17 protein-coding genes are annotated in these 20,322 nt (G+C 53.6%); 1 reads left to right on the top strand and 16 read right to left on the bottom strand.

What is annotated here, in order from left to right:
* Positions 1–96: 96 nt before the first annotated feature.
* The 16 genes from ACW9KT_RS04165 to ACW9KT_RS04090 all read right to left on the bottom strand — a co-directional run bounded on the left by ACW9KT_RS04165 (position 97) and on the right by ACW9KT_RS04090 (position 19,281).
* Complete coding sequence (locus tag ACW9KT_RS04165; protein WP_457078107.1) at positions 97–657, bottom strand: RNA polymerase sigma factor; 561 nt, start codon at positions 655–657, stop codon at positions 97–99.
* A 213-nt stretch (positions 658–870) separates the two neighbouring features.
* Complete coding sequence (gene amaB, locus ACW9KT_RS04160) at positions 871–2,469, bottom strand: L-piperidine-6-carboxylate dehydrogenase (RefSeq protein WP_457078106.1); 1,599 nt, start codon at positions 2,467–2,469, stop codon at positions 871–873.
* Between the two features lie 122 nt (positions 2,470–2,591).
* The gene (locus ACW9KT_RS04155; protein ID WP_457078105.1) at positions 2,592–4,106 is read right to left on the bottom strand and encodes a Do family serine endopeptidase; all 1,515 of its coding nucleotides are present in this window, start codon (positions 4,104–4,106) and stop codon (positions 2,592–2,594) included.
* Positions 4,107–4,285: 179 nt separating this feature from the next.
* On the bottom strand, positions 4,286–4,753 hold the full coding sequence (locus ACW9KT_RS04150; protein WP_457078104.1) for an Hsp20/alpha crystallin family protein: 468 nt from the start codon (positions 4,751–4,753) through the stop codon (positions 4,286–4,288).
* Positions 4,754–5,087: 334 nt separating this feature from the next.
* Positions 5,088–5,930 carry a hypothetical protein gene (locus ACW9KT_RS04145; RefSeq protein ID WP_457078103.1) on the bottom strand — a complete coding sequence of 281 codons (843 nt, stop codon included), beginning with the start codon at positions 5,928–5,930 and terminating at the stop codon, positions 5,088–5,090.
* Positions 5,923–7,158: a M20 metallopeptidase family protein gene (locus ACW9KT_RS04140; RefSeq protein ID WP_457078102.1), complete on the bottom strand. Its 1,236-nt coding sequence runs from the start codon at positions 7,156–7,158 to the stop codon at positions 5,923–5,925. Before ACW9KT_RS04140 ends, ACW9KT_RS04145 begins: the two co-directional genes overlap by 8 nt.
* A 38-nt stretch (positions 7,159–7,196) precedes the next feature.
* Positions 7,197–7,736, bottom strand: coding sequence for a sporulation protein (locus ACW9KT_RS04135; protein WP_457078101.1), 540 nt, complete (start codon positions 7,734–7,736; stop codon positions 7,197–7,199).
* Complete coding sequence (gene deoC, locus ACW9KT_RS04130; protein ID WP_457078100.1) at positions 7,717–8,394, bottom strand: deoxyribose-phosphate aldolase; 678 nt, start codon at positions 8,392–8,394, stop codon at positions 7,717–7,719. The genes ACW9KT_RS04135 and deoC overlap by 20 nt, the downstream gene beginning before the upstream one ends.
* Before the next feature lie 162 nt (positions 8,395–8,556).
* Entirely contained in the window at positions 8,557–11,970 is a 3,414-nt protein-coding gene (secA, locus tag ACW9KT_RS04125) for a preprotein translocase subunit SecA (RefSeq protein ID WP_457078099.1), read from the bottom strand.
* Positions 11,971–12,196: 226 nt separating this feature from the next.
* Positions 12,197–13,129 (bottom strand): SDR family oxidoreductase, encoded by a 933-nt coding sequence (locus tag ACW9KT_RS04120; RefSeq protein ID WP_457078098.1) that lies wholly within the window; start codon positions 13,127–13,129, stop codon positions 12,197–12,199.
* Between the two features lie 3 nt (positions 13,130–13,132).
* On the bottom strand, positions 13,133–14,440 hold the full coding sequence (locus ACW9KT_RS04115; protein WP_457078097.1) for a family 1 glycosylhydrolase: 1,308 nt from the start codon (positions 14,438–14,440) through the stop codon (positions 13,133–13,135).
* 191 nt (positions 14,441–14,631) lie between these two features.
* On the bottom strand, positions 14,632–15,813 hold the full coding sequence (gene glf, locus ACW9KT_RS04110; RefSeq protein WP_457078096.1) for a UDP-galactopyranose mutase: 1,182 nt from the start codon (positions 15,811–15,813) through the stop codon (positions 14,632–14,634).
* Positions 15,814–15,913: 100 nt separating this feature from the next.
* Entirely contained in the window at positions 15,914–17,131 is a 1,218-nt protein-coding gene (locus tag ACW9KT_RS04105) for a glycosyltransferase family 1 protein (protein ID WP_457078095.1), read from the bottom strand.
* A 225-nt stretch (positions 17,132–17,356) separates the two neighbouring features.
* Complete coding sequence (locus ACW9KT_RS04100) at positions 17,357–17,869, bottom strand: GNAT family N-acetyltransferase (RefSeq protein ID WP_457078094.1); 513 nt, start codon at positions 17,867–17,869, stop codon at positions 17,357–17,359.
* Between the two features lie 62 nt (positions 17,870–17,931).
* Complete coding sequence (gene dapF / locus ACW9KT_RS04095) at positions 17,932–18,726, bottom strand: diaminopimelate epimerase (RefSeq protein WP_457078093.1); 795 nt, start codon at positions 18,724–18,726, stop codon at positions 17,932–17,934.
* A gap of 63 nt (positions 18,727–18,789) precedes the next feature.
* Entirely contained in the window at positions 18,790–19,281 is a 492-nt protein-coding gene (locus tag ACW9KT_RS04090; protein ID WP_457078092.1) for a DinB family protein, read from the bottom strand.
* Positions 19,282–19,433: 152 nt separating this feature from the next.
* On the opposite strand from ACW9KT_RS04090, the gene ACW9KT_RS04085 reads away from it, so the two are divergent.
* Positions 19,434–20,315, top strand: coding sequence for a class I SAM-dependent methyltransferase (locus ACW9KT_RS04085; protein ID WP_457078091.1), 882 nt, complete (start codon positions 19,434–19,436; stop codon positions 20,313–20,315).
* The last annotated feature ends 7 nt before the right edge of the window (positions 20,316–20,322 follow it).

The following is a 20,322-nucleotide window of genomic DNA, read 5'->3' as shown; positions in this document are numbered from 1 at the left end:
GTGGTTATTCGCACAGTTCTCCCCATCGACCAAAGCCCTTCAGCAGGTGGGTGGATCCTTAGGCCTGGTCGGTTTACCCAACAATTAATGAGTGCTTTACAATCCGTACTGGCGCCCTAGTTCCAGCAATTTTTTTCGGGCTCTACTATACTGTGATTTTGAGGTTGATTCAGTGATATTTAAGATGCTTGCTATTTCGGCGTGGTCGTAGCCCTCCAACAGATACAAGGATAATACTACGCGATAGCCATCCGGGAGTTCTTGGATGCAGCGCCGGAGCCGATCGGCCCGCCAACTCACTTCCGCAAAGTCGGTATCGTCGTCCTGATCGGAGCCCACCGAATCGTGCTGATCAGCCAGCGATACCAGCTGCAAGCGCCGATTGCGCAGGCAGTTGATACTTTTATTAATGACGATGCGCTTCAGCCAACTACCGAACGATGAGTCGCCCTTGTAGCTGTGCAGCTCCCGAAAAGCGCTCAGGAACGACTCCTGCAACACGTCTTCGGCCTCGGCATAGTCGCCAGTGATGCGCAGGGAGGCATTGAACATTGCCTTCGCATAGCGCTTATAGATCTCGGCTTGGGCACGGCGGTCACCCAGGCGACAGCGCTCCACCAGTGGGGCGTTGATATCAGTATACGCAAAAGCCTCCATGTGCGATCTTTGGGTTGCGAGGTCAGAAAATAGTGGCCCGTGAATATCCGAATTTCTTCGCTAAGCTACTAGCTCTGATGAGTAAGCGTGAGAAAGACAAGCGGCTATATGCTGGGGTTGCACGTGGTTGCAGAGTAATTTCTGAGAGCCGAAAGCACAAAAGACCCGCCTGACGGACAGGCGGGTCTTTTGTGCTTGCTCCAAAAACTTCGTCTAGATATCAAATTTGATTCCTTGAGCCAGTGGCAGCTCCCGCGAATAATTAATGGTATTGGTTTGGCGGCGCATATAGATTTTCCAGGCATCGGAGCCAGACTCGCGGCCACCACCCGTTTCTTTTTCGCCTCCAAAGGCACCACCAATTTCAGCGCCCGAGGTGCCAATGTTCACGTTGGCAATACCGCAGTCGGAGCCTGCCTGTGACAGGAATGCTTCGGCTTCGCGCATGTTCAAAGTGAAGATGGAGGAAGACAGACCCTGTCGTACACCATTTTGCAGAGCAATAGCCGCGTCTACATCACCGCTGTATTTGATCAGATAGAGGATAGGTGCGAAGGTTTCTTCCTGTACCGTGTGGTAATGGTTTTCGGCTTCTACCAAAGCAGGCTGCACATAATTGCCCCCCGGATATTGGTCGCCGGTCAGAATTTGCCCTCCAATGAGCAGTTTGCCACCCTCCCGCTGCACAGCGCTCAGTGCCTCGCTAAAGCCACGTACAGCCGCGTCGTCAATCAGTGGGCCTACCAGTGTACCTTCGGTTAATGGATTGCCGATGGGCAACTTGGGGTAGATAGCTAGTAGGCGCTGCTTTACTTCTTCAAAAATCGAATCGTGGATGATCAGGCGGCGCGTGGTAGTGCAGCGCTGACCGGCAGTACCAACTGCGCCAAACACTACGGCTCGCATGGCAATATCCAGGTCGGCGTGCTCGGTGAGGATAATGGCATTATTGCCCCCCAGCTCTAGTAGCGCCCGGCCCAAGCGGGCACCTACTACTTCGCCTACTTTTTTGCCCATGCGCGTGGAGCCGGTAGCTGACACCAACGGCACCCGCCCATCAGCAGCCATCAACTGACCAATTTCGGCGTCGCCAATAATGAGGTTGAAAATACCTTCAGGCAACTCGTTTTCAGTAAGCACCTCGCGCAGAATATGCTGCACGGCTACGGCCGTAAGTGGCGTTTTTTCGGAAGGCTTCCAGATGCACACATCACCGCAGACGGCAGCCAGCATAGCGTTCCAGCTCCAAACGGCCACCGGAAAGTTGAAAGCTGAGATAATACCGACTACGCCGAGTGGGTGATACTGATCATACATGCGGTGGGCGGGCCGCTCAGAGTGCATGGTAAAGCCGTGCAGCTGGCGCGAAAGGCCTACCGCAAAGTCGCAGATGTCAATCATCTCCTGCACTTCACCCAGGCCCTCCTGTAGGATTTTGCCCATCTCGTAGCTCACCAGCTTACCCAGCGGCTCTTTGTACTCGCGCAGCTTATTGCCAATCTGACGCACTATCTCGCCCCGCTTGGGTGCGGGCACTAAGCGCCATGTCTGAAAGGCCTCCTGCGCGGCTTGCACTACCTGCTCATAATCGGCGGCAGTAGCGAAGCTCACTTCCCCGATGAGCTGTCCATCAGCGGGCGAGTGAATGGCGCGGGTCTTGGTATTCTCAGCGCCGCCCCACACTAGGCCAGTACTGAAGGCCGGATTGCGGGCTTCCACGCCCAGTTCGCGCAAAACGGCCTGTATGCCGTGCAAATCGTGCTCCTGTACGTCGGTACCCGTAGCAGTGGCTTCTTCGAGAGCTTGTTTCATAAGATGAGGTGGGATAGTCGCTAAGCGAGAGTTGGTAATAGCTTAAAGCAAAACTAACAAAAAAGCCCCCGCCACGGGGGCAGGGGCTTTTGAGAAACCATGCACGCTTATAAAGCAGCTACTTACTCGGCCTGACCGATGGGGTAATAAGCTTTGCGGCCATCAGGATAAATACCTTCAACCAAAGCGCCATCGTTGTTCTTGGCAATTTCAAGGAAGCGCTGCACGTCTTGCGGCTTTGTTACCTTATTCTTGTCGATGCGGGTGATAATGAAGCCGTCGGCAATACCTGTCTGGCGGAAGTTGCTGTCGCGGATACCCGAGATTTTGGCTCCACCCTCAATGCCCAGCTTGCTCATTTCTTGCTGCGTTACTGGCGTGAGTGTGGCACCTTCATATTTCACTGCTTTGGCAACTTCAGCCCGTACCACGTCAGTGGTACCGGTAGCATTGCGCAGGGTGGCGGAAGTGGTACGCTCTTCACCATCGCGTAAGTAAGCTACTTTGATCTTGTCGCCGGGGCGGTAGCGAGCTACCTGCTCCTGCAGCTGCGAGGAGGTATTTACTTTCGCGCCGTTGATCTCAGTAATCACGTCGCCTTCTTTCAAGCCGGCGGCAGCGGCGGCGCTATTTTCGCTCAACGACTGCACGTATACACCATTCAACGATTTCAACTTCTTCTCAGAGGCTAGCTTGGAATCTACTTCCTGAATGCTAACACCAAGCAGTGCCCGCTGTACTACTTTATACTTCAGCAAGTCATCTACTACTTTGCTTACAATGCTGCTAGGCACGGCGAAGGAATAGCCTTCAAACGAACCAGAGCGTGAAGCAATAGCCGAGTTAATACCTACTAAATCACCGTTTAAATTCACTAGTGCGCCACCCGAGTTTCCAGGGTTTACAACGGCATCGGTTTGCAAGAACGACTCAAGACCCATGCGGTCTTCGCGCTGCAAGATGCCGATGTTGCGGCCTTTAGCAGAAATAATACCGGCGGTTACAGTTGAATTCAGGTTAAATGGGTTGCCTACAGCCAGTACCCACTCCCCTACCTTCACATTATCGGAGTTGCCGTAGCGTACGAACGGCAAATTGTCGGCTTGCACCTTCAATAGCGCTAGGTCGGTAGTGGGGTCGGTACCTACTAGCTCCGCCTTATACTTGCGCTTATCATCTAATACTACTTCAATCTTATCGGCTTTATCAATCACGTGGTTATTGGTGACGATGTAGCCATTAGCGGCAATAATAACGCCTGAGCCCGACCCAACTTGTGGCCCTTGCCCACGCCCGGCACCGCCGTGGAACTGCTCAAACTCTTCACCGAAGAACTGTCGCAACAGCGGATCCATGCGCTGCGAACCGGCGCTACTACGCATTTTGGGCGCGTACTCCGTCATTACGTGCACTACGGCTGGCGTAACTGACGAGGCAGCCGCCACAAAGTTGAGGCCTTCTGGTACTACATAGTCAGAATTGCGTAGCTCACTAGCGTAGCGCACATTAGGATCGGCGGCTACTACCTGAGGCGAGTTAGAGTTTGTAGGCTCTAATAACTTATACCCGCCCACGGCCACGCCCCCGCCCAGAATGGCAGAACCGAGCAGGCCGAGCATCATTTGTTTTGCTTGCATGGGTAAAACGAGGATTGGATAGGAGAAGAGATTTGAATTTAAGGCAAAAAAAGTGAGTTTCAAATGACTTCTCACTTATAACGAAAGATGCAGCCCAACTGATATGGGTTGCTTTATTCTACAACAAAGGGCTTCAAAAAAGGCTCCGTGGTGGAGCCTTTTTTTACTAGATTCAGTGTTTAGCGCACCTCAATTTGGTGCTTAGTCACTTTTTTAACGTCGAAGGGCAGTCGGACACGGAGAATGCCATCAGTCATTTCTGCTTCAATTGCCGTCACATCAACGGTGTCTGGCAGACGGAAAGTACGGGCGAAAGTGCCGTAGTTGGTTTCTACCCGACGGAACTGGGGGGCTTTTTTACCTTCGCCTTCCTCCGCTTCTGGTGCAGTTGTAGGAACTTGGCGCTCCCCACTAATTATAAGTTTGCCTTCCTGAAAATCAATCTTAACAGCTTCCTTGCTTACGCCTGGTAATGCCAGATGTAACTCGAAACCAGCCTCCGATTCGAGGATATCAGCCTGGGGAATGAATGATTTTGCAGGCTCCTTAGTGACGGGCAGTGTATCGCGCAGCAACTCATTTAATACAGAGTTGAACGCACGGGTTGGACGAGTAGCAGGACGGTTGTTATACAGAATAGTAGCCATGGTAACAGAAGTTTTTAGAGTCTAAGGGAATGTCGCCGAGCTGGTGACACCCTTATTCAATAAAATCTGTACCAATCGATTAGTTTAAATAATTAGCGACAAAAAGTCGCACTTATGTAATATCTATCGGTCAGAATATACCAACAGCACTTCAATATTATGACATCAGGCAATCCAAAGGCAGATTATTAACTTTTGTTCCACATGACTTAATGTCACGAAAGTATAGCTCGATTATCTATCTTCTCCCGTTATTTTAAAGCTAAGTACTTAGGTAGCCGTTAAAATGCCCCCTAGCTTTGCTTGTGTCTTTGGGCTACTGCTTACCTAGCCATTAATGCTGCGTGGGAAGCTGGCGGCGCTCAAATACTTGCTTGCCTTGGAAGATAGTATAGCGCAAATCCAGCCCCAACACAGGAGTCACGAAATTGCGGCGGCCACCGCGGATTACCACGTTGCCACTTGCATCGGTTTGCTGGAGCACATTGGTATAGGCCGTCTGGTAGGCCAACCAAGGCGTGAAGTCGAAATGATCGGATACGCGGCACCCAATCTCAGCACGCAGGGCCGTAAAGTCGATAACGCGTTCTTTAGGCTCATTCTCGTCACGCTGGAGGCGCAAATAAGCAAAGCCCTCATACGCTAGACGCGGACGTAGCACCACCCGTCCAATTGGCACCAGGCGGTCAACGTCTAAGCGCAGACGCCCTAGGGCGCGGCCTTCATTAGGCGTTTCTGGGAAGTTGTACTCAACGCCCAAGCGCTGCCGCAGATTGAAAGAACCAACCTTGCCGGAATGCCGCAGAAAAACCTCGGGAACAAACTCTCCCTCCATAGCCCGCTCGCCTGAAGGATATTCTCTAACTCTATAGTAGTCGTAGCGAGCCGTGCCGCCGATACTCCAGCGGTCATTCCAAAAGTGCTCGTACCCTGCCTTCGCCTGATTGTAGTTAAGAATATTAGTACGACGGTGCCGCACGCTGAGAAAGCCGTAGTTGCCATTCTGTAAAGCATATTCGCCTTGCACTTCCCCACCCACTTCCCAGAAGTTTACCACGCGGCGACTCTGGCTTATGCTTTGGCTATGCGCCGTGGATCCCGCTAGCAGCCCTAACAGTAGTACTGCACAGGCCAGAAAGCGGCTGGGGGGCATTTTGGGCGTTAAAGAATTATGCATTCTTGGCCGTTGAGTCGGTGGCAGTTGCAGCAACCGTAGCAGCTAGCTCGCGCAGCGTAAGCCAAGCCATAAGACCGGGCCCGGTTTCAAGCGCTTTCGGGTCGATGTCGAAAGTGGGCGTGTGCACGGAAGATGTATGACGGCCGTCTGGGGTGCTGGTACCCAGGCGGTAGAAACAGGCATCCGCCACTTGCGAGAAGTAAGCGAAATCCTCAGCAGCCATCCACTGGTCCAGCTCCACCACATTTTCCGCGCCCAGATATTCTTCGGCAGCTGCGCGGGTACGGGCGGTCAGTTCGGGCTCGTTTTCAAGGTAAGGATAGCCCCGGCGTATTTCCAGCTCACAGGTAGCGCCCATTGATTCAGCCAGTCCCTCTGCCAGCTTACGCAGATGCACGTGGGCTTCATCGCGCCACTCCTCATTGAGGGTGCGAAAGGTGCCTTCCACATACACTTCATTCGGAATGACGTTGGTAGCGCCATTGGCAATAACCTTCCCAAACGAAAGCACCGAAGGCAGCTTAGGATTAGCTCGCCGGCTCACAATCTGCTGGGCCGCGACGATGATATGGGCCGTTACCAGCACCGGATCAATGTTTTGCTCGGGCATGGCGCCGTGGCCACCTTTGCCGCGTACGGTCATGTACAACTCGTCGGTGCTGGCCATGTAGCGGCCGGGCCGTAAGCCAATCTTACCCGCTGGTAGCCGCGGAAATACGTGCTGGCCTAATACACTTGCCGGCGCAGGGTTTTGCAGTACTCCTTCTTTGATCATCAAGGATGCGCCACCGGGCAGTTTTTCCTCACCGGGCTGGAAAATTAACTTCACGGTACCTTCAAACTCGCTACGCAGCTGGGTCAGGATGCGGGCGGTGCCGAGCAAGGAGGAAGTATGCACATCGTGTCCGCAGGCGTGCATTACGCCAGGGTTCATGGAGCGGTAGGGTACATCATTCGCTTCCTCAATGGGCAAAGCGTCCATATCAGCCCGGAGCGCCACGGTACGACTGCCAGGATTTTGTCCTTCAACCAACGCTACCACACCGGTATTTGCCATTGACTGTGGATTCAAGCCCAACTTTCTTAGCTCAGCTGTGACAAAAGCCTGGGTGTTGATTTCCTCAAAAGATAGCTCTGGGTGCGCATGCAGATGCTCGCGTAAGGCCACTGTTTCGGCAGCGGCCTCGGCAGCTATCTGCTGAATGCGGGAAAGTAAAGTCTGAACCACTTAAGTAATTTCTTGGGTAAGAAAACGATAGCCGTGGCCTAAAAACGCGTTTTGTTCAGCACCACTTGGGCTGGCTCTAGTTGCGCTTTAGGCGCCAAGGGCTTGATGCGCAGCATGGCTTGCTCAGCTTCCAAACGGGTGAGATAATCGCCAATAAGCAGGCGATAGGTAGGCTGCTTGAAGCTAATATAGTCCGTTTCGTCCGGATAGCGGCTAATAACGGCTCGCCGAATGGCCATTACTTGGTCGCGCTCCATGCCTACGTAAGCCAAAATCCGATAGCCTTGGGCATACTTCACGTTCTGGTTGGTAACGGCTTGGTCGCGCAGGCGCTGATCAATTTGGTTGTTGACGTGGTTGGTGGGCGCTACGGTGGGCTTTGGGCTCACGGGCTGCGTGGCCGTAGCGGTTGGCGTAAAAACAGGCCGGTAACGACTCAAGTCCTCGGCCGGCAAACTAGCATCGCGCCGACGTGTGCTGTCGGGCGTGCTGGCGGAGCCTACCGGCCCGGAGGCCGCGCAAGACGCCAGTGTAAGCATGGCAGAGAACAGGAACACGTTACGCAGCAGGTATTTCATCTTCTTTAAGTAAAGCCAGGCTATTGGAGGAACCTAAGCGGTGAGCGCCGGCAGCAAGCAAGGCCAGCGCCGCCACGCGGGTACGAATGCCCCCCGCCGCCTTTATGCGCACTCTGGGGGGCAAATGGTCGCGCATTAGGGTGATATCAGCAACGGAAGCGCCACGAGCGGCAAAGCCGGTTGAGGTCTTCACAAAATCGGCTCCTACGGCCGCACAGATGCGGCAAGCAGTTATAATCTCCTCATCCGTGAGCAGAGCCGTTTCGATAATCACTTTTAGAATAGCGTTTTTAAAGTGGCAAAGTTCAGCTAGTTGGCCAATCTCTTCCTCTACTTCCTCTACCCTGCCTGACTTGAACGCGCCAATATTGATAACCATATCAATCTCGGTAGCTCCGTCATTGAGGGCTTGATGAGCTTCGAAAAACTTGACTTTCGTGATTTGATAGCCCAGCGGAAAGCCTACTACCGTACACACCGGAATTGCCCCCTGTAGCTGTTCTACAGCGTAGCGCACGTAGCAAGGCGGCACGCACACGGTGGCGAACTTGGCTTGCGCAGCCTCGGCGCATAGCTTGGCTATTTCTTCAGGAGTAGCATCTGGGCGCAGTAGTGTATGATCGATAGCGGCAGCAAGCTGGGCGGAGGAAACACTCATAAACTAGAACAACAAAGTATCAAAGGTAAGGTAGCAAACACGGCCTAGGCTTCCACCCAAACCGCGGCACTCCTTCGCAGAAACATTGCCAAAAGACACGTGGCAGGCAGCTTTCATCAAAAGCCGCCTGCCACGTATGTCTACTTCGTTCTGGAGGGCTTTTTAGTCCACCAATACGCAGCGGTTATGAAGCACATCGTCCTCTACGGTCTTGTACTTCACATCGCGCACGATGCGGCCGTCCATATACTGCACGCTTACTTTTTCGTTGCGGTTCGCAATTTTTTGAGCGCGCACAGGCTGCTGTTTTTCTAGTACCGGAGCTGGCTCAGGGCCCATATCCTCAGGTCCAGCGCCGAGCGAGATAGAAGAGACTTCCTTCTGCGCCTTCAGCTTGGGAGCTTTCGGTGCGGGGGGCAAATCTGCCTCTACAAAGAACTCGGGCTCCTGGGTGTGGCCGCTTTCCTGCTGCATCGGAATGTCGGCGCGGAAGAGGAAGGAAACCGTTTCCTCGTTCACCTTGCCAATCATCTGCTTAAACAGTTCAAACGACTCAAACTTGTAAACCAACAGCGGGTCTTTCTGCTCGTACACCGCGTTCTGCACCACTTGCTTCAAGTCGTCCATCTGACGCAGGTGCTGAGTCCAGGCCGTGTCGATGGTGGAAAGCACCACGATTTTCTCCATGCCCCGAATGGTTTCGTGGCCTCCGGTGGCTTGGTTGCGACGCAGGTTGGTAACTACCGTAATCTGCTTGCGGCCATCAGTGAAGGGAATCGCGATGTTCTCGAAAGGTGCGTTCTGGTTGATTAGATCATTGACCAGCGGCAAGGTATTGGCCGCGATGTGGTCGTTCTTGCTCTGATAGTAGCCGAGGGCTTCATCATATAGCTTCTGAGCCAAGGCAGGCGCCTGCAAGCTGGTCAGGTCCTGAGCCGTGAGGTGAGTATCGTAGCCAAACACCCGTATAACGGCCAGCTTGAAGTCTTCAAAGTCGTTGCTGATTTTGTGGCTGTTCACAATGTCGTCGCAGACGTCGTAAATCATGTTCCAGATGTCCAGCTCAAGACGCTCGCCAAACAGGGCGTTGCGGCGACGCTTGTACACCACTTCGCGCTGAGCGTTCATCACGTCGTCGTACTCCAGCAGGCGCTTCCGCGTACCGAAGTTATTCTCCTCTACCTTCTTCTGAGCGCGCTCAATGCTGCTCGTAATCATGGAGTGCTGAATTACTTCGCCTTCTTCTAGACCCATACGGTCCATGAGCTTGGCAATGCGGTCCGAGCCGAACAAGCGCATCAAGTTATCTTCCAATGACACGAAGAACTGCGACGAACCCGGATCACCCTGACGACCAGCACGACCGCGCAGCTGCCGGTCGACGCGGCGGCTTTCGTGGCGCTCCGTACCAATAATGGCCAGACCACCCGACTCGCGCGAAGTTTCTTTTAGCTTAATGTCGGTACCACGACCAGCCATGTTGGTAGCAATGGTTACGGTGCCGGGGAAGCCAGCACCCGCTACAATCTCGGCTTCACGCTGGTTTTGCTTAGCGTTCAACACCTGGTGCTGAATACCGCGCAGTTTCAGCATACGGCTTACCAGCTCCGAAATTTCCACCGAAGTAGTACCTACCAGCACCGGGCGGCCAGCTTGTACCAAAGTCTGAATTTCTTCAGCTACGGCGTTATACTTCTCACGTACGGTCTTGTAAACCTTGTCGTGCTCGTCTTTGCGCGAAATCTGACGGTTCGTCGGAATCACTACTACGTCGAGCTTGTAGATCTGCCAGAATTCGCCTGCTTCCGTTTCGGCCGTACCGGTCATGCCGGCCAGCTTATGGTACATACGGAAGTAGTTCTGAAGTGTAACCGTGGCGTAGGTCTGGGTGGCGTCTTCTACGCGCACGTTTTCCTTGGCTTCAATGGCCTGGTGCAAGCCGTCAGAATAGCGGCGACCTTCCATCACGCGGCCGGTCTGTTCATCCACAATTTTCACCTTGCCATCATCGGTCAGGATGTACTGGTCGTCGCGCTCAAACAGCGTGTAAGCCTTCAGCAGCTGGTTTACGGTGTGTACCCGCTCCGACTTCTCCTGATAATCCTGCATCAGCTTTTCTTTCTGATGCAGCTTATCCTCATCACCGATGATTTTGCTGTTCTCAATTTTGGCTATCTCCATACCGATATCGGGCATGATGAATAGCTGCGGATCTTCGCCTTGAGCCGTAATCAGGTCAATGCCCTTTTCGGTCAGCTCGATCTGGTTGTTTTTCTCGTCGATGGTGAAGTACAGCGGCTCATCGGCCTTAGGCATCTGCCGCGAGTTGTCTTGCAGATAGAAGTTCTCGGTCTTCTGCAGAATGGCGCGCATGCCCGTCTCCGACAAGAACTTGATAAGCGGCTTGCTCTTAGGTAGGCCACGATAAGCGCGGAACAGCATCAGGCCGCCTTCGCCATCCTTACCATCGGCTTCAGCGCCGTCTTTGCCTTCCTTAATGAGCTTACGAGCCTGCACCAAGTAGTCTTGCACAATCTTTTTCTGGGCATCCACCAGCATCTGAATGCGAGGCTTCAGCTGATAGAACTCGTGCACATCGCCGCGAGGTACTGGACCGGAAATAATCAGCGGCGTCCGGGCGTCGTCAATCAGTACGGAGTCCACTTCGTCGACCATGGCGAAATGGTGCTTGCGCTGCACCAGCTCCTCGGTTTCCCGCGCCATGTTGTCGCGCAGATAGTCAAAGCCGAATTCGTTGTTGGTACCGTAGGTAATGTCGGCGGCGTAGGCGCGGCGGCGAGCATCCGTGTTCGGCTGATGCTTGTCGATGCAGTCTACGGTGATACCGTGAAACTCGAACAGCGGCGCATTCCACTCCGAGTCACGCTTGGCCAGGTAGTCGTTTACCGTTACCAAGTGTACACCGCGGCGGGCCAAGGCATTAAGGAAGGCCGGCAAAGTCGAAACCAGCGTTTTACCTTCACCCGTGGCCATTTCGGCAATCTTACCCTGGTGAAGCACCACGCCGCCAATCAGCTGCACGTCGTAGTGAACCATGTCCCAGGTGATTTCGGCACCGCCGGCAATCCACTTGTTAGCCCACACGGCCTGGTCACCCTGAATGGTGACGTTGCCTTTGCGGGAAGCGTATTCGCGGTCGTAGTCGGTGGCCGTAACGGTGAGCTGGCCGTTTTCTTTATAGCGGCGCGCCGTTTCTTTCACAATGGCAAAAGACGCGGGCAGCACCTGCAACAGGACCACTTCCAGCTCCTTATTACGCTGCTTTTCGAGCGCATCGACCTGGTCGAAGAGCTGCTCTTTCTGCGTAATATCCAAGTTGGGCTCGTCGGAGATACGCTGGTGCAGACTGGCAATCTGGTCGTCGGTGGCCTTGAGGTGAGCATCAATACGGGCGCGGACTTCCTTGGTCTGCTCGCGCAGTTGGTCGTCGGAGAGCGATGCCAGTTTGGCATATTCGGCGTTGATGAGCGCCACGTATGGGATAATCTCCTTCAAGTCCCGCTCCGATTTGGAGCCGAAAATCTTGGCGACGGTTTTCCCTAGGAAATCAAACATGCTGATAGTATTTAGCTTAAAACGCCGGGGCGCACTCCAAATTTACGGCGTTTTTGGGAAAGTACCGGCCAAAATGCCCCCCAGCTTCTAAAACGACGAAACCCCGTCACCTCAAAGAGTGTGCGGGGTTTCCGGGATAGAAAAGTTGTCAGGTTCTGGGGGGCAATTTTGACCAATCATAACAGAAGTGAGGGCACAAGGAAGTTGTCCCCAACTGCTCTATACACTACGAGGCAACCGCAATAGCCTCCTCGGGTGCGTTTCTCATATTGTTCATCACTTCGGCTACGCACCGCTCCAACCGGTCTTCAACCGAAGGCAGCATATCGCCCTGCTTGCTGCCAAGTACGCTATAGGAAGGTCGCGCAGCAGCCAAGCCAAAGGCCTGCATAGCGCGGGGAACAACGAAAGAAGTGTCTAGGCTAGCCATATCGGCGGCTAAGCGCGCCAGGTCTGCCCAAGTGTACGAGCCTTTATTTGCCAAGTGCCACACCCCCCGTTCCTCATCAATAAGCAGGTTCAAAGACTCGTTTACCAAGTCAGGAACGTAGGTAGGCGAAATCAAGACATCGTCAGCGGCCTCAAAGGCTTGCTTATTATGACCGGCCCGCAACGCGTAGTACACAAAGTTATACTCATCCCAGGGGCTGAAAAAAGCACTGGTGCGCACTACCAGCGCGCTGGGCATACAAGCCAGCACATCGCGCTCGGCGAGGCGCTTACTATTGCCGTACACGTTCAGGGGGCTCGGCGTGTCCGTTTCGACATATGCCGCCGACTTGTTGCCGTCGAAGACGAGGTCGGAGGAGAATGTTAGAAAGGGGATTTCTCGGTAGGCACAGGCGGCAGCTATGATGGCTGGGCCAGTTGTATTTTCGAGGTAGCACCGCTTAAAGTCGGCTTCGGCCTCGTCAACCCGTACATAGCCTGCGGTATTTACCACAGCCCAGGGGTTGTATTGGGTTATTGCTTTTTCGACCGAAACCGGATCGGTGATATCCATTTCGCTGCGGCCTAAGGCTACAGTTTCGATGCCTCGGATGGCACAAATACGCTGAAAAGCGCGCCCGAGGGTTCCGTTTGCACCAGTAACGAGCAAAGGTTGAACCGCCGGCTTGTTTAGCTCGGCGGCCAGATCGTTCATGTCAAGTATTTTCATAGCTCAGGCAGATTTGGAAGCAGGACAGTGATGGTGGTAGATAAAGCGGTCATCCCGCTCCCACCAGCCCTTAGACTGTAGCAACGGATGATCATAATGGCCTTTCGTGGCGAGGCTTTTTACCATTTTAAATAGCGCAGTAGGGCGAGGTTCCCCCCCCCGCATATCAAATACGCCGCTTTCGTAAAAGGCACCCTCCTGAGTGAGCAAGGTGTTCCAATCGTAAGCTCCTAGCAAAGACCAGATGGTAATGGCGCGCATATCGACGCCATCCTCTTTCAGCTTGTTGGCTGTGTCCCAGAAATACTTCACCCAGCGCATCTGCTCTTCTCGGGTACATTCCAGATGTACTTCCGTAATAGCGATAGGGAGTTGGTAACGCTCCCAAGCCTCCAGTAGTAGTGTTTCAAGACCGGCCAGCGGCACGAGCTTCACGCGCACGGCCTCGACATCGGCGTAGTTGGTGCGGGCTTCGCTCTGGCAAAGGTGCTGGGCAGGAAAGTAATGGTGATTTTCGTCCAGAAACCGCTCGCTGGTGATATAGTGGTTGACGCCTAACACATCGGGCGGTAGCGGGTCATTGACCAAATTGAGCAGTTCGGCTTCCGAGGCACCGTTTTTACGCAGGTACTCCCACATGGGGTGTTCGTTGTCGATGCGTCCGCAGAGCAAATCGAAGGTGAGCCAGCGCCGGTTATTTTCGTACTCGGCCTGCTCGGCCAACGCGGGCGTGCAGTGCGTCTTGCCCAGGTCTTCAGTCTGGATCAGTTGAGCATCAGGCGTTGTCTGCCGAATGGCCTTCATAGCCTCCCTCGTACCCTTGATATGATTGAGCTGAATGCGTACGAAGGTTTTATCATCGAGCCCGTGTGGATACCAGATGCCATACAAGCCACTGAAGCGGGCTGTAGTCAGCGGCTCGTTTACGGGCGTGAAATTCTTTATCCAAGGGTAGCGCTCGGCCACCATACGAGCAAAGCGCGCCAGGCCGGGTACAAAATTATCCTGGTGCAGGGCCGTATAGCGGGGTCCGCTACCGTGGTGTAGTAAGGTTACGATAGGATCGATGCCTAGTTCGCGCAGGCGGGCCATACGCTCATCGGTCCAAGTCCAGTCGGGGTTATCTAGGCTTTCCGGGGCTACCTGCTCCCAGAGAATAGGGTAACGTAGCTTCTTAATTCCTAACTCAGCGAAGAGGTCTAAGTCTTCAATTCGGGTGCGGTGGCCACTACTCACGAGCTGGTCGGAATATCCGTCGCCAATTCGTCGTATGGTACACTCAATGCCCCCCCACATTTCTACTTTTTCCATCCTTCTATCGGTTTGTGGCTGCCTGCACCAGTACTACCAGTGTTGAGTTGGCACCATCCGAAAACAGTTCTGTCACCCTGAGCGGAACGAGGAGCTTTGCAGTCGGCAGCCGGGGGGCATTTTTGACTTAAAAACTACTCGTTGCCAACGCAGGGTGACAGACGTCTGACAGCCGGTTTGTACTAAAAACGTTATTCCTTAGCCGGAGCGCGGGATACTAGTTTTTCTACTAACGAAGCCGAGCCAGAAATGGCTGGTTTTTTTACTTTTTGGGCTTCTTCGCTTTTCTCGGTTAGCTTCTTATACAAGGTAAGTGCTTGCGCTACTACCTGGTCCATGTTATAGTACTTATAGGTAGCTAAGCGACCCACGAAGTAAACATTGGGCGTTTCGTCGGCTAGCTTCTTGTACTTATTATACAGCTCGGCGTTTTCGAGGCGCGGAATTGGATAGTAAGGATCGCCCTCAGCTCTGGGGTACTCATACACCACACTGGTTTTAGGATGTTGCTGACCGGTAAGGGCCTTAAACTCCGTAATGCGCGTGTACAGGTGCTCGTTGGGATAGTTCACTACCGGCGCGGCCAAGAACTTCTCCACGTTCAGTGTTTCGTGCTTGAACTCCAAAGAACGGTAAGGCAACTTCCCGAACTTGAAGTCAAAATACTCATCTACCGGACCTGTGAAGATGATTTCCTTGAAGGGCACGAAGTCGATGATTTCGTGGTAGTCCGTGTTCAGCATGACCTTGATGTTTGGATGATCGAGCATCTTCTCAAACATGCGGGTGTAGCCGTGCAGCGGCATAGCCTGGTAAGTATCAGTGAAGTAGCGGTCGTCACGGTTGGTGCGGGTAGGCACGCGCGAGGTCACTGACTTATCCAACTCCGAGGGGTCCATACCCCATTGCTTACGGGTATAATTCTTAAAGAACTTCTCGTACAATTCGCGGCCTACTTTGCTTACTACTACGTCTTCCGAGGTCTTAATAACCGGAATAGTCTCAGCCAGCGACTCTAGGAACTGCTCTACTTCAAAGCTGTTCAGACTCAGGCCGTACAGCTTATTGATCGTGTCCAAGTTGATGGGCATGGGTACCATCTGTCCGTCTACGGACGCTAATACGCGGTGCTCATACGGACGCCAATCGGTGAAGTTGGAGAGGTATTCAAATACGTCTTTGGAGTTAGTGTGGAAGATGTGGGGACCATATTTGTGGACTAATATCCCCTCTTCATTATAATGGTCGTAAGCATTGCCAGCGATATGATTACGCTTATCAATGATTAAAACTTTCTTGTTTGAGCGGGTTGCTAGCCGTTCGGCTAGTACGCTGCCAGCGAAGCCGGCCCCAACGATCAGGTAATCGAACATAGCTAAGTTTGTGTTTTGGTGAGGGGAAAGGGGCGGTAAGGCTGCAACTGGTGTCGTGTAGTACGTAGACTCACGTTTATTCGGTATTATCCAACTTTTTTTACTTGGCGGCTAAGCGCTGCTGCATCAGGCGTACCATATCCTGCCAGGTAAGATCCCAGGAAATGGTGGCTAAGTATGCGTCAGTGCGAGCGAGCCACTCAGCATCGTCTTTTTGCTGCAATGCCCGGCCAATTGCTACCCCAAACTCGTCAGCCGTGGAAGCGATTTGCACCAGATTTAATTCGCCATAGGGGCGTACTACGTCGCGGATAGGCGTACTCACTACCGGTTTACCTGCCGAAAGGTACTCCGGGGTTTTGGTGGGAGAAATGAACTTTGTGCTCTCATTATCAGCAAAAAGCAGCGTAGCTACATCCCAACCCCGCAAATACATAGGGAGTTCCTTATAGTCTTTGCCCCCCAGATAATGAATGTTGGGCGTGCTCGGCAGTGCCGACTTTTCAATCTTCACTACGGGGCCAATAATGATGAATTGCCACTCCGGATGAGCTTTCGCTAGCTCACCCAATAGCTCAATGTCCAGGCGCTCATCTACTACCCCAAAAAACCCAACGCGAGGATGCGCAATGCTTGCTTGGTCAGCGGGGTCCTCGCCGGCCTCACGGGCCTGACCGAAGTGAGCCTTATCAATGCTACTAGGGAAAGCGTGGGCATCGTCGTGTTGCTTGCTTTTGGCTTCATATAGACTTTGTCCGCCGGTAAACACCAAATCAGCGCGCTTAAATAGCTCCTGTTCTAGCTCACGAAGGCGCGGGGGGGCAAATTTGAAATTTGCCAGCTCATCCATGCAGTCGTACACTGTAAGCGCCGCCTGCAAATGGCGCGACTTGCTCAGCGCCATGGGCGTGTAATACCACGCAACAAACTGATTGATGTTGTTTGCAGCAAAATACTGGCTCAGCAACTTCGCCTGGGCTTGATCAGTGGCTTCCTCATTCAGACCAGCGGGTAGGTGAGCTACCAATACTTTCAATCCATTCTGACGCTCTTTTATTTCAAAGTGCGCTTCTAAATTCGGATCATCGCCATGAACGAATGGCTCTTCAACATAAAATACGCGGCCCTGCTGGGCAAAACGAGACAGCAAATGCTGTGGGCGCTGCCACACAAAATCCCAGTGTAAATGGGCGAAGCAAATGATGTCAGGTAAAGAGTAAGAGGATGCAGCGGCAATATCAGTTTGGGAAGAGGAAGGCTGGTTAGACGCTGTGGCTGAAGCGCGTGGTGGCGCATCCGCCGAGGTAGAAATCGGCATAGAAGAGTAGCTAGAAAGTATGTAGTAAACCAGAGGGCCTAACTCAGCAGTATAATTCCTCGGTTTTGCAACGCTTCTCCTATACGAGTCTTTGCTAAAAAGGATGCTGCTTTTCTTAATGCTACTTTAATTAGTCGGCACCGACCTCAACCGTAGCGAATAGAGGGAATAAATGCGTTGTAGCTAACTCACTAATCTGCCAGCAATTGTCTTATACTGTACAGGTTATAATATTTTTTGAAGCTCAACTGCGTCCTCCCAACCCTCAACGGTCCTGAGCCACTCTCGCCTAATACCTACCTGTTGAAATCCGGTGGCCTGGAAAAGCCGCAGACTAGCTTCATTAACGCTAGAAATAGTACAATATAGCTGATGCAGACGCAACGTAAGCCTAGCATAGTCTACCGCTAACACTAGCGCAGCTTGCGCATACCCTTGCCGTCGCTCTTCATTAATCACCGTGATACCAATCCCCGCGCGTTGGTGTAAAGGCTCAAAGTTGAATAAGTCTAGTATTCCAACGGCCCGGCCGTCTGTTTTGGCGCAAATCACCAGCCGCAACTGGCGCACTTCAAAAAAATCGGCAGCAGCGTGGCCTAGGTATTGGCGCAAAGCATGCCGCGACACTGGCGCCAGCGTATCCGATACGCCCCAGATAGTAGGGTCGTTTTCGAGCGCGTACAAGAACTCCAGATCAGAGTCTTCGAGGGCGCGCAGAAAAACCAATTCGGAATGCATAAGAATAAAAAATTGCCCCCAGGCGCATAGGTTCGGCGCTGGGGGCAAATTACGTTGGTTAGCTAGCCTTCCACTATGCCTTCAAACACGCGCACAGCGGGTCCGCTCAGGTAGACATTGATAAAGGAACCATCGGGCTGTGAATCAAAAGAAACGCGCAGGTCGCCGCCTGGTGTGCGCAGGTGTACGGGGCTAGTGGCCCCGCGGCGAGAAGCGGCCAGCGCTACCGCCGTGACGCCCGTACCGCAGGATAAAGTCTCGTCTTCTACGCCGCGCTCATATGTGCGCACTTGCCAGGGCAGCTCGGGCGTGGGAGGCGTTTCCACGAAATTCACGTTGGTGCCCCGCTCCCGGAACCGCTCGTTGTAGCGCACGGCCCGGCCTTCGCTTACTACGTTTAGCTCAGTGAGGCTGCTGGGGGGCAAAAATCGCACAATGTGGGGCGAACCAGTATTCAAGAAGATGCCGTCTTCGCTTACCTCCTGCTGGCCCAGCACGTCCTGCATGCGCAGGTGTACGATGCCGTCGGCATCAACGCGCGCCTCGTGCGGCCCATCGACGGCTTGAAAGCGGGTTTCATTTTTAATATGCCCTATATGCTTGGCAAAAGCCACGGTGCAGCGCCCCCCATTGCCGCACATGGAACCCACGTAGCCATCGGCGTTGAAGTACACCATTTCAAAGTCTAGGTCGCGGTGCTCACGTAGCAGAATAAGACCATCGGCCCCGATGCCTAAGCGCCGGTCGCAGAGGTGGCGCACGAGTTGATGGTTATTGGCGTCAAACTGCAACGTCCGGTCGTCTATCATCACGAAGTCGTTGCCGGTGCCTTGGTATTTATGAAAGCGGATAGTCATACTACAAAGGTGGCATTTGTCGGTCAAAGTCTAACTCCTAGCGGTGGTGACGAGTTTCGGAGCTTACGCGCCAGCGACCTTGCGGAGCAGCGCTATTTGGCCGGCGTGATAGAGATTGTGTTGCGCCAAGCCGTGAAGCATGACATAATAACTGACGCCGACACCCTGGGGCCGGTCGCGGGAAGTACCCAACAGGCGGTCGAGGTCGGGGATGGATAGTTGGGTGACGGTAGCCAACAGCTCGGTATGAGCTTGGGCAAGGGCAGCCAGCGCCTGCTGCCATGCAGCCGCATCAGCAGAGAGCGGCACAGGGGGCCAATCGTCTGCGTCAGATAGCTCAATCAACTGGCCTTCTTGGACGCGCTGCTGTACAGTGCGTATCCAGGCCGTCAGGTGCAGCACGATTTCCCAGATGCTGTGTGCAGTGGGCAACACCCGCGTTGCAGCTTGGGCGGCGCTCAAGCCTTCAAGCGTAGCTCCCAATGATGGCCCCAACCAAGCGTCGCCGTCGAAGGCGCGTTGGAGCTGGTTAACAATACGCTGAATTTCAGACATAACGGCTTGACTAGTGTTGGTTTAGCAGGGCCAGTAAGGGCGTCAAAACAATGCGGGCCAGGGCTGGCTCCTAAATTAACTGAATCAAACGCAAAGCTTACGCGGCTGCCTTACCTTTGGCGACCCGCCCGGCGGCGGTTTCATGACGCCCTATGTATTCATTCCTCACTACCGGCACCTGGCCCGATTATGAGTTGCTCGACGCGGGCAACTTCGAAAAACTCGAACGCTTCGGACGCTACGTCCTTGCCCGGCCCGAACCTCAGGCCATCTGGGACCAGCATTTGCCCCCCAGCGAGTGGGCCCGCGCCCATGCCACTTTCCGCCGCGAAAAAGGCAGCCAAGAGCGCGGCCAATGGCAGCTCAAGCCCGGTATGCCTGAGCAATGGGTAATAAACTACGACCAGAACGATCTGCATCTGCGCTTTCGGCTGGGCCTCTCGGCCTTCAAGCACGTGGGGCTTTTTCCGGAGCAAGACCCTAACTGGCGCTTCATTTTTGAGCAAACAAAGAAGCGCCGCGCCGCTCAGCCCCGGGTGCTCAACCTGTTTGCTTACACCGGCGCCGCCACATTGGCTGCTCGTGCAGCCGGCGCTGATGTCACCCACCTCGACTCCGTTAAGCAAGTCAACTTCTGGGCCCGCGATAACATGGAAGCCAGCCAACTCGACGGCGTGCGCTGGCTGGTAGAAGACGCCATGAAGTACGTGCGCCGGGAAGTAAAGCGCGGCAGCAAGTACCAAGGCCTGATTCTGGACCCGCCCGCCTACGGCCGCGGCCCGAACGGAGAAAAGTGGCAGCTAGAAGATGAGTTGAATGAGCTGTTAAAGCTTTGCAAAGAGCTACTCGATCCGCAAGACCATTTCTTTCTTATCAACTTGTACTCGCTGGGCTTTTCAGCGCTCATCCTCGACAATCTGGTTTCTAACATTTTCCCCGCTATTCAAGGAACCCGTGAAATCGGCGAAATCTATTTGCACGACCAGGGCCAGCGCAAGCTGCCACTCGGTACGTTTTGCCGATTCAGCTTCTAACCGGAGG

Source organism: Hymenobacter sp. HD11105 (assembly GCF_054051685.1).
This window is presented reverse-complemented; position numbering and strand designations above follow the sequence as displayed.